Source organism: Rhodosalinus sp., assembly GCF_041685465.1.
Taxonomy (GTDB): Bacteria; Pseudomonadota; Alphaproteobacteria; order Rhodobacterales; family Rhodobacteraceae; genus Rhodosalinus.
In genome coordinates this window covers 1-7653 of record NZ_JAWLFS010000145.1, presented here as the reverse complement: position 1 = coordinate 7653, position 7653 = coordinate 1, and the positions used below count along the sequence as shown (strand labels likewise).

The window sequence follows — 7653 nt, the reverse complement described above, 5'->3', positions numbered from 1 at the left end:
CCCCGGGCCGCGATGTCCTCGTAATCGTCGCAATCCGCGATCGTGCCGCAGACCACCAGGAGCAACACCTCCGGCAAGGGATGAAGGATCCGCCGCACACCCCGCGGATCTTCGACCGCCGCGAAGTGATCGAGCACCGCGGCCGGGCGCGAGCGGCGGGGAAGCGTCTCGGTCGAAAAGGTCATCGGCGGCTCCATCGCCTTGCCGCCGCATAGATTCAGAGAAATCCCCCACTGTCACATGAGTTCGGAGCCCTGCTCCGGTCGCCACGCCGCTTGACAGGACGCGGAAGAGCGCGGACCCTGACGCTACGGAAGACGTCGACGGCGGGAGGCGCGGCATGCAGGTCCAGCAGATACTGAAGCTCAAGGGGGACACCGGGGTGGTCACCGTCGCGCCCGGCGCGACCCTCGCCGAGGCGGCGGCGCTGCTGGCCGAGCGGCGCATCGGCTCGGTCGTCGTTTCGGCCGACGGTGCGCGGCCCGAGGGCATCCTCTCGGAGCGCGACATCGTCCGCGAACTCGCCGCGCGCGGCGGGGGCTGCCTGCGCGACACGGTCGGCGACACGATGACGCGCGCGGTCGAGACCTGCGCGCTCGGCGATCCGGCCGATCACGTCCTTGCCCGCATGACCGAGGGTCGGTTCCGGCACATGCCGGTGCTCGAGGGCGGCGCGATGGTCGGCCTCGTCACCATCGGCGACGTGGTGAAGGCGCGGCTCACCGAACTTTCGATGGAAAAGGACGCGCTCGAGAGCATGATCATGGGCTACTGACCCCTTGCAATCCCCGTCGCGCTGCGGTTGGCTCCGCACCGACGTGGGGCAGGGAGGCAGGCAGATGCGCGTCGGGCTTTATCCGGGCACCTTCGACCCGATCACCTACGGGCATGTCGACATCATCCGCCGCGCCGCGATGCTGGTCGACCGGCTCGTGATCGGGGTGGCCATCAACCGCGACAAGGGGCCGCTCTTCGACCTCGAGGACCGCGTCGCGATGATCGAGGCCGAGTGCGTCGCGCTGTCCGCGGAGACGGGCACCGAGATCGTCGTCCACCCCTTCGAGAACCTGCTGATCGACTGCGCGCACGACGTGGGCGCCACGCTCATCATCCGCGGCCTGCGCGCGGTGAGCGACTTCGAATACGAGTTCCAGATGGTCGGCATGAACCGGGCGCTCGACTCCTCGGTGGAAACGGTCTTCCTGATGGCCGAGGCGCGGCACCAGGCGATCGCCTCGAAGCTCGTCAAGGAGATCGCGCGCCTCGGCGGCGACGTGACGAAATTCGTGCCGCCCGCCGTCGAAGGCGCGTTGCGCGCGCGTTTCGCCTGATCCGCGCGCGTCGGGTCCACGCGCCGGCACGCGATCCGCGGAGTCCTGCAAGCGGCATCTCCGGGGCGCCCAGGGCAGGGGGGCCGCGTCCGCGCGACACGCGCTAGCGCCAGAAGGCCATCCAGTCCACGAGCGCGAAGAGCTTGCGCATCACGAAGACGGCGCCCCGCCCCTCCCACCAGACCTGATCCGCGGCCACGAGGGCCAGGATCGCCAGGCCGAGCCAGATCGCGATCCGGTTGGTCACGGCGCGACCTGCCTCACTTCGCGAGCTGTCCCATCACCGCGGCGACATCCGCCATCCGCGCCGAGAAGCCCCATTCGTTATCGTACCATGCGAGAACGCGCACCGTGCGACCGCCGACGACCCGTGTCTGGTCCGGCGCGAAGATCGAGGACGGCGTCGTGTGGTTGAAATCGACCGAGACCTTGGGCTCCGGATCGTAGGAGAGCACCGCGCCGAGGTGGCCTGCCGCCGCCTCGCGCACCACCTCGTTCACGTCCTCCGCGGTCACGTCGCGCGCCGCCTCGAAGGTCAGGTCCACCGCCGAGACGTTGGGCGTGGGCACCCGCATCGCCGAGCCGTCGAGCCGGCCCCTGAGCTCGGGCAGCACCTCGCCGATCGCCTTCGCCGCGCCGGTGGAGGTCGGGATCATCGCCATCGCCGCGGCGCGCGCGCGGTAGAGATCCTTGTGCCGGCGGTCGAGCGTCGGCTGATCGCCGGTGTAGCTGTGCACCGTGGTCATGATGCCGCGCTCGATCCCGATGGCGTCGTGCAGCACCTTGGCCAGCGGCGCGAGGCAGTTCGTCGTGCAGGAGCCGTTGGAGATCATCCGCTCCTCGGCCAGAAGCTCGCGGTGGTTGACCCCGAAGACGACCGTTCGGTCCACGTTCTTCGCCGGTGCAGAGATCAGCACCTTCTTCGCGCCGCGCTCGAGGTGGACGCCCGCCCTGGCGCCGTCGTTGAACTGCCCCGTGCATTCGAGGACGACGTCCACGCCCTCCCAGTCGAGCTCGGCGGGCTCGTAGGTGGAAAAGACCTGCATCGGCCCGCGCCCGATGTCCATCGTGTCGCCGGAGACCGTCACCTCGCCGCCGAAGCGGCCGTGCACGCTGTCGTAGCGCAGGAGATGGGCGTTCGTGTCGATCGGGCCCGTCGCGTTCAGCTTGACCACCTGCACGTCGTTGCGCGCGGCCTCCGCGATATGCGCAAGGGTGCAGCGGCCGATGCGGCCGAATCCGTTGATTCCGAGCGTGACGGTCATGGGCGGTCTCCTGCGCTGCACCTGGGCGTCCGTATAGTCGCGCGCCGTCCCTTGGGCAAAGGCAATACACGTGTCCGCGTCGCATGTTAGCGATAAAAGGTTCCGCGCGCAGCGCAGCGCGGCCTCGGCGCGTCCCGGCGCCCCGCGCAGGGTCGTCCGGGACAGGGGCGCACCCGCGGCGGGGGGGCCGACCGGGCATGGCAGCGGAGGGGCGCCAAGGCGCTTGCAAGCGCCTTGGCCAAGGGCCTTGCGCGCGCTCAGATCAGCGCGCGCACGCGCGCGGCGACCGTCGCGGCGGTGATGCCGAACTTGTCGAAGAGCACCTCGGCCGGCGCGGAGGCGCCGAAGCTCTCCATGCCGACGAAATCTGCCTTGGCCTCGCGCCCGCGCTCGCCGAGAAGCCAGCGGTCCCAGCCGGAGTGCACGCCCGCCTCGACGCCCACGCGCACCGCGCCGCCCGGCAGCACGCGGCGGCGGTAGGCCTCGTCCTGACCGGCGAAGAGCTCCATGCAGGGCATCGAGACGACGCGCGTGCCGATCCCCTCGGCCTCGAGCTCGGCCTTGGCGGCGAGGGCGACATGCACCTCCGATCCGGTGGCGATCAGGATCGCCTGCCGCTTCCCTTCCGCCTCCGCGAGGACATAGGCGCCGCGGCCCACGAGGTTCTGCGCGCTGTGCGTCGCGCGCACCGCCGGCACGCCCTGCCGCGTCAGCGCCAGCACCGAGGGGGTCGCCTCCTGCGTCAGCGCGATCTCCCAGGCCTCCGCCGTCTCCACGAGGTCGGCAGGCCGGAAGAGGAGCGTGTTCGGCGTCGCGCGGTGGATCGCCAGATGCTCGACCGGCTGGTGCGTCGGCCCGTCCTCGCCGAGGCCGATGGAGTCATGCGTCATCACGTAGACCACCGGCTGCCTCATCAGCGCCGAGAGCCGGATCGCCGGGCGCGCGTAATCCGTGAAGACCATGAAGGTCCCGCCGTAGGGACGCACCCCGCCGTGCAAGGCCATGCCGTTCATCGCCGCGGCCATCCCATGCTCGCGGATGCCGTAGTGCAGGTAGCGTCCCGCGCGATCCTCGGCCGTGAAGACGCCGAGATCGCCCGCGCGCGTGTTGTTCGAGCCCGTCAGGTCCGCCGAGCCGCCGAAGGTCTCGGGCATCAAAGGGTTCACCGCGGCGAGCACCGTTTCGGAGGCCTTGCGCGTCGCCATCCTGGCGGGCTCTTCCACGGCGGCCTTCTTCAGCTTGCGGATCGTCGCGGTCAGCTGGCGCGGCGCCTCGCCCGCGATCCGGCGGTCGAACTCCGCGCGCTTGCCCTTGCCGAGCGTCTCCAGCCGCGTGCCCCAGGCCTCGCGCTCGGTCGCGCCGCGGCGGCCGACCTCCTCCCACCAGCTCTTGATGTCGGTGGGGATCTCGAAGGGGCCGTGCTCCCAGCCGTAGGCGGCCTTGGCGTCGGCGACCACCTGGCGGTCGGTCAGCGCGCCGTGGCCCTTTGCGGTGTCCTGCGCCGCCGAGCCGAGGGCGATATGCGTCTTGCAGGCGATGAGCGAGGGCAGGGGGCTGTCCTTCGCCGCGCGGATCGCGGCGTCGATCGCCTCGGGGTCGTGGCCGTCCACCGCCTGCACGTGCCAGCCCGAGGCGGCGAAGCGCGCGACCTGATCGGTGCGGTCGGCCATCGAGACGGGCCCGTCGATGGTGATGCCGTTGTCGTCGAAGAACACGACGAGCTTCGAGAGCTTGAGATGCCCGGCGAGCGTCAGCGCCTCCTGGCTCACGCCCTCCATCAGGCAGCCGTCGCCGGCCATCACCCAGGTGTGGTGATCGACGATCTTGCGTCCGAAGCGCGCGCGCAGCGCCTCCTCGGCGATGGCGAAGCCCACCGAATTGGCAAGCCCCTGGCCGAGCGGGCCGGTTGTCGTCTCTATGCCGCGGGCGAGGAAGTTCTCGGGGTGGCCGGCCGTCCTGGCGCCCAACTGGCGGAAGTTGCGGATCTCGTCGAGCGTGATCTCGGGCGAGCCGGTGAGGTACAGGAGCGCGTAGAGCAGCATCGAGCCGTGCCCGGCCGACAGGATGAAACGGTCCCGGTCGGGCCAGTCGGGATGCGCGGCGTCGAACTTCATGTGCCGCGAGAAGAGGACCGTCGCCACGTCGGCCATGCCCATCGGCATGCCCGAGTGGCCGGAGTTGGCGGCGGCGACGGCGTCGAGCGTGAGCGCGCGAATGGCGGCGGCGCGGCGCCAGTGATCGGGATGGGCGGACCGGAGGGCGGCGATGTCCACGGAAGATACCTCGGTTGAAGGGGGAGCCGGGCCTTCTGTATCAGCGCCGGGCGCGAGATCAAGCGCGCCGGCTAAGCCCTTGACGGTCCATGGGGCGCATTTTGGCCGTGGCTCGGTTAGACTGTCGCCTGCCGGCGCGTGGCGCGATTCGCGCGCCTTGCCCCGCGGCGCGGAGAAAGGAGGGCGACGAGGATGTCCGAGATCGAGGAGCTGGAAGCCCGCGTAACCGCCGCCATGGCGCGGATCGGGCAGGCGGTCGAGACGCTCGCCGAGCAGGCGGCGGCGCCGTCACCGGCCGCTCTGCCCGCCGCCGATCCCGACGAGATCGGCGCACTGCGCGCGCAGCTCGAAGAGGAACGGCATGCCAACGCGCAGCTCGAGGCACGCGTGCAGGCGATCCAGGAGCGTCAGGAAACGCGGGTCACCGCGCTTCAGCGCGAGGTCGAGGATCGGACCGCGGCCATCGCGCGTCTCGATGCCGAGATGCAGCGCCTGCGCCGCGCCGCCGAGCAGCTGCGCGAGAACAACCGCGCCCTGCGCGACGCCAACGCCCGGGGCGTGGGCGATCCGTCGCTGATCGATGCGGGCCTGCGCGCCGAACTCGAGGCGCTCGCGGCCGAGCGCGACGTGGAGACGGCCGAAGTGGGCGCGGTTCTCGCCGTGCTCGGCCCGCTCGCCGAAGCGGCCCTCGCCGCACCGGCCGAGACCGATGCGCCGCGAGCGGCGGCCGAGGAACAGGAGGCCGGGTGATGCCCAACGTCGAGATCGAGATCGGAGGCCGCGTTTTCGAGGTCGCCTGTCAGGAGGGCGAAGAGCATTATCTTCTCGCGGCCGCGCAGATGCTCGACGCCGAGGCGGGCCGGCTGATGCAGCAGATCGGCCGCCTGCCCGAGGCGCGGATGCTGCTGATGGCGGGGCTCATGCTCGCCGACCGCACGGCCGGGGTCGAGGATCGACTGCGCGACGCGCAGGACAGGCTCGCCGCGCAGGAGGCGCGCATCGCCGAGCTGGAGGCGCGCAGCGGGGCGGAGCCGGAGCGCGTGGAGGTGCCGGTCGTCCCCGAGACGGTCGCACAGAGCCTGAGCGCGCTCGCCGAGCGGGCCGAACAGCTCGCGTCGGTTGCAGAGGCGCGCGCCGAGGCGTCGGCGCCCCCGAACGGCGCCGCGGCACCCTAGCGCCGGTCGCGCGAACGCGTGAGCCGCAAGGGTCCGTGGTCCGCGACATGCCCGGGCCAGAGCGCTGCGTGTCACCGCGACCTGCCGGGGGTGTGCGCTCCAACCGCCGCCTTGCAACTGCCTGGTCCGTGTTCCGCCGGAGAGCCGGGAGAAGGGCGCGTCGAGCGCACGGAATTGACTCCCGGCGCTCAGGCGGTCGCGACACCGCCGCTTTCGGCCGACGCGCGCCATGCGCCCCGCAGGGTGACCAGTTCGGGGAACAGATGAAGAAGCTCGGCGCGGCGTGCGCTGTTCGGGTCCGCCATGGCGGGATCGTCCATGCGCCCGCCCTCGATCCAGCAGCCGTTCACGCAGATGGCCGAGTCACGGCCGAAGATCGCATGAATATAGAGTGCGTCGCACTGCGTGACCTGCTCGACCCCGGGAAGAAAGGTGAGCTGCAGTGCCGCGACGGGCACATGCCCGGTTCCGAACCACTGCCGTGCCCGCTGATCGGAATAGAGCACGAGGTGTTCGGGCGAGAGCAACAGGTCGCGCGAGGGCGTGTCGGCCCCGAGCGCACCGCGTCGGATCAGAACCGGCGCGAGCCAGGGCGCGACGGCGAAACGGTCTGACGTGAGGCGTCGGCGTCCGAGCCACTGAATGGCGGCGGCACCCGCCTCGCGGGTGGCGAGACGGGTCCCCGGGCGCAGGCTCTGGAGCGTGACGGGACCTCTTTCGCCTTCGAGGACAGCGTGCGTCGGCGGCAGACCGGTTCCCGCATCCGGCTCGTGCGGGAGTGGCAGTGCGATCGGCATGGTTTCCGTTCCCTTTATCCGTCGGCGTCACATTTGCAGTGCGCCGATCGTTTTCGGCGCCGGGGCCGGCCACCGCGAACGGTCGGCCCCGGCGAGGACGGCGGGCGCTGCCCCCACAAACACCCTTCCGTGTCGGCGAACCCGTGGTCCGCCAGCCCCCTCCGCGCCGTCGCCGCGGAGCATGCTGCATGCGGGGCGCATGCGGGACGCGTTGGGCTCACGCCGCACGCGCCCCGCGTCTCCGGTCATCGCGCGATCAGCTGTGCCTCGTGCTTTTTCAGGACCCGGCGTGCCGACTCGAAGCCGGCGCCCACGGTTCCTTCCGCTTCGAGCTCCGGGAAAAGCTCGAGGATTTCGCCCCGCTGCGCGGCGCCGATGCCCTTGAGGCTGTGATCGCCGGGCTGGAAGCTCTCGGTCCAGGCGCCGTTGGACAGCACGACCTCGTGGCGTTCGAACATGAAGTGCACGTAGGTCGCCCCGAGCCGGGTCACCTCGTCCACGCCGGCAAGCCCGGTCAGGTGCTTGGCCGCGACCAGAACCTCGCTTTCGTCGAAGTAGAGCGAGGTCCGGTCGTTGGCGACGAGCACGCGGTGGTTCGGACTGACCATGAGATCCTGCTCGGGCAGACCGTTGCCGAGCGCGCCGGCCTGGATCAGGATCGGGCGCAGATGCGGCATCCGTGCGAGTTGATGACCGGTGAGCGCCTTCGACCCGGTCCAGGCGATTTCCTGGATGCCGTTGTCGCGGGTGATCACCCGGTCGCCCTGCTTCAGATCCTCGACCAGCCGCTCGCCGCGCGGCGTGGCGATCAC

10 protein-coding genes are annotated in these 7653 nt (G+C 71.0%); 4 read left to right on the top strand and 6 right to left on the bottom strand.

Annotation, left to right across the window (positions count from 1 at the left end; translation table 11 throughout):
* Positions 1-185: transposase family protein (locus tag ACESL7_RS10435; protein WP_372893264.1), on the bottom strand; the 185-nt coding region annotated here is incomplete at its 3' end.
* 155 nt (positions 186-340) lie between these two features.
* Here ACESL7_RS10435 and ACESL7_RS10430 point away from each other — a divergent pair.
* Together ACESL7_RS10430 and coaD are read left to right on the top strand one after the other, a co-directional pair.
* Positions 341-775: a CBS domain-containing protein gene (locus tag ACESL7_RS10430; RefSeq protein ID WP_372893263.1), complete on the top strand. Its 435-nt coding sequence runs from the start codon at positions 341-343 to the stop codon at positions 773-775.
* 64 nt (positions 776-839) lie between these two features.
* Entirely contained in the window at positions 840-1331 is a 492-nt protein-coding gene (gene coaD / locus ACESL7_RS10425; RefSeq protein WP_372893262.1) for a pantetheine-phosphate adenylyltransferase, read from the top strand.
* Between the two features lie 103 nt (positions 1332-1434).
* Here coaD and ACESL7_RS10420 read toward each other — a convergent pair whose 3' ends face one another.
* From ACESL7_RS10420 to tkt, 3 genes are all read right to left on the bottom strand, one after another.
* A complete protein-coding gene (locus ACESL7_RS10420) occupies positions 1435-1578 on the bottom strand; it encodes a hypothetical protein (RefSeq protein ID WP_372893261.1) in 144 nt (47 codons plus the stop codon).
* A 13-nt stretch (positions 1579-1591) separates the two neighbouring features.
* The gene (gap, locus tag ACESL7_RS10415; RefSeq protein WP_372893260.1) at positions 1592-2596 is read right to left on the bottom strand and encodes a type I glyceraldehyde-3-phosphate dehydrogenase; all 1005 of its coding nucleotides are present in this window, start codon (positions 2594-2596) and stop codon (positions 1592-1594) included.
* A gap of 257 nt (positions 2597-2853) precedes the next feature.
* Positions 2854-4869 carry a transketolase gene (gene tkt / locus ACESL7_RS10410; protein WP_372893259.1) on the bottom strand — a complete coding sequence of 672 codons (2016 nt, stop codon included), beginning with the start codon at positions 4867-4869 and terminating at the stop codon, positions 2854-2856.
* 192 nt (positions 4870-5061) lie between these two features.
* Here tkt and ACESL7_RS10405 point away from each other — a divergent pair, with 192 nt between their 5' ends.
* Both ACESL7_RS10405 and ACESL7_RS10400 read left to right on the top strand, forming a co-directional pair.
* On the top strand, positions 5062-5619 hold the full coding sequence (locus tag ACESL7_RS10405) for a hypothetical protein (protein ID WP_372893258.1): 558 nt from the start codon (positions 5062-5064) through the stop codon (positions 5617-5619).
* A complete protein-coding gene (locus ACESL7_RS10400; protein WP_372893257.1) occupies positions 5619-6044 on the top strand; it encodes a cell division protein ZapA in 426 nt (141 codons plus the stop codon). The genes ACESL7_RS10405 and ACESL7_RS10400 overlap by 1 nt, the downstream gene beginning before the upstream one ends.
* Before the next feature lie 188 nt (positions 6045-6232).
* Here ACESL7_RS10400 and ACESL7_RS10395 read toward each other — a convergent pair whose 3' ends face one another.
* Together ACESL7_RS10395 and ACESL7_RS10390 are read right to left on the bottom strand one after the other, a co-directional pair.
* Positions 6233-6841 (bottom strand): Hint domain-containing protein, encoded by a 609-nt coding sequence (locus tag ACESL7_RS10395; protein WP_372893256.1) that lies wholly within the window; start codon positions 6839-6841, stop codon positions 6233-6235.
* Between the two features lie 245 nt (positions 6842-7086).
* A partial coding sequence (locus tag ACESL7_RS10390; protein WP_372893255.1) for a Hint domain-containing protein occupies positions 7087-7653 on the bottom strand: 567 nt, incomplete at its 5' end.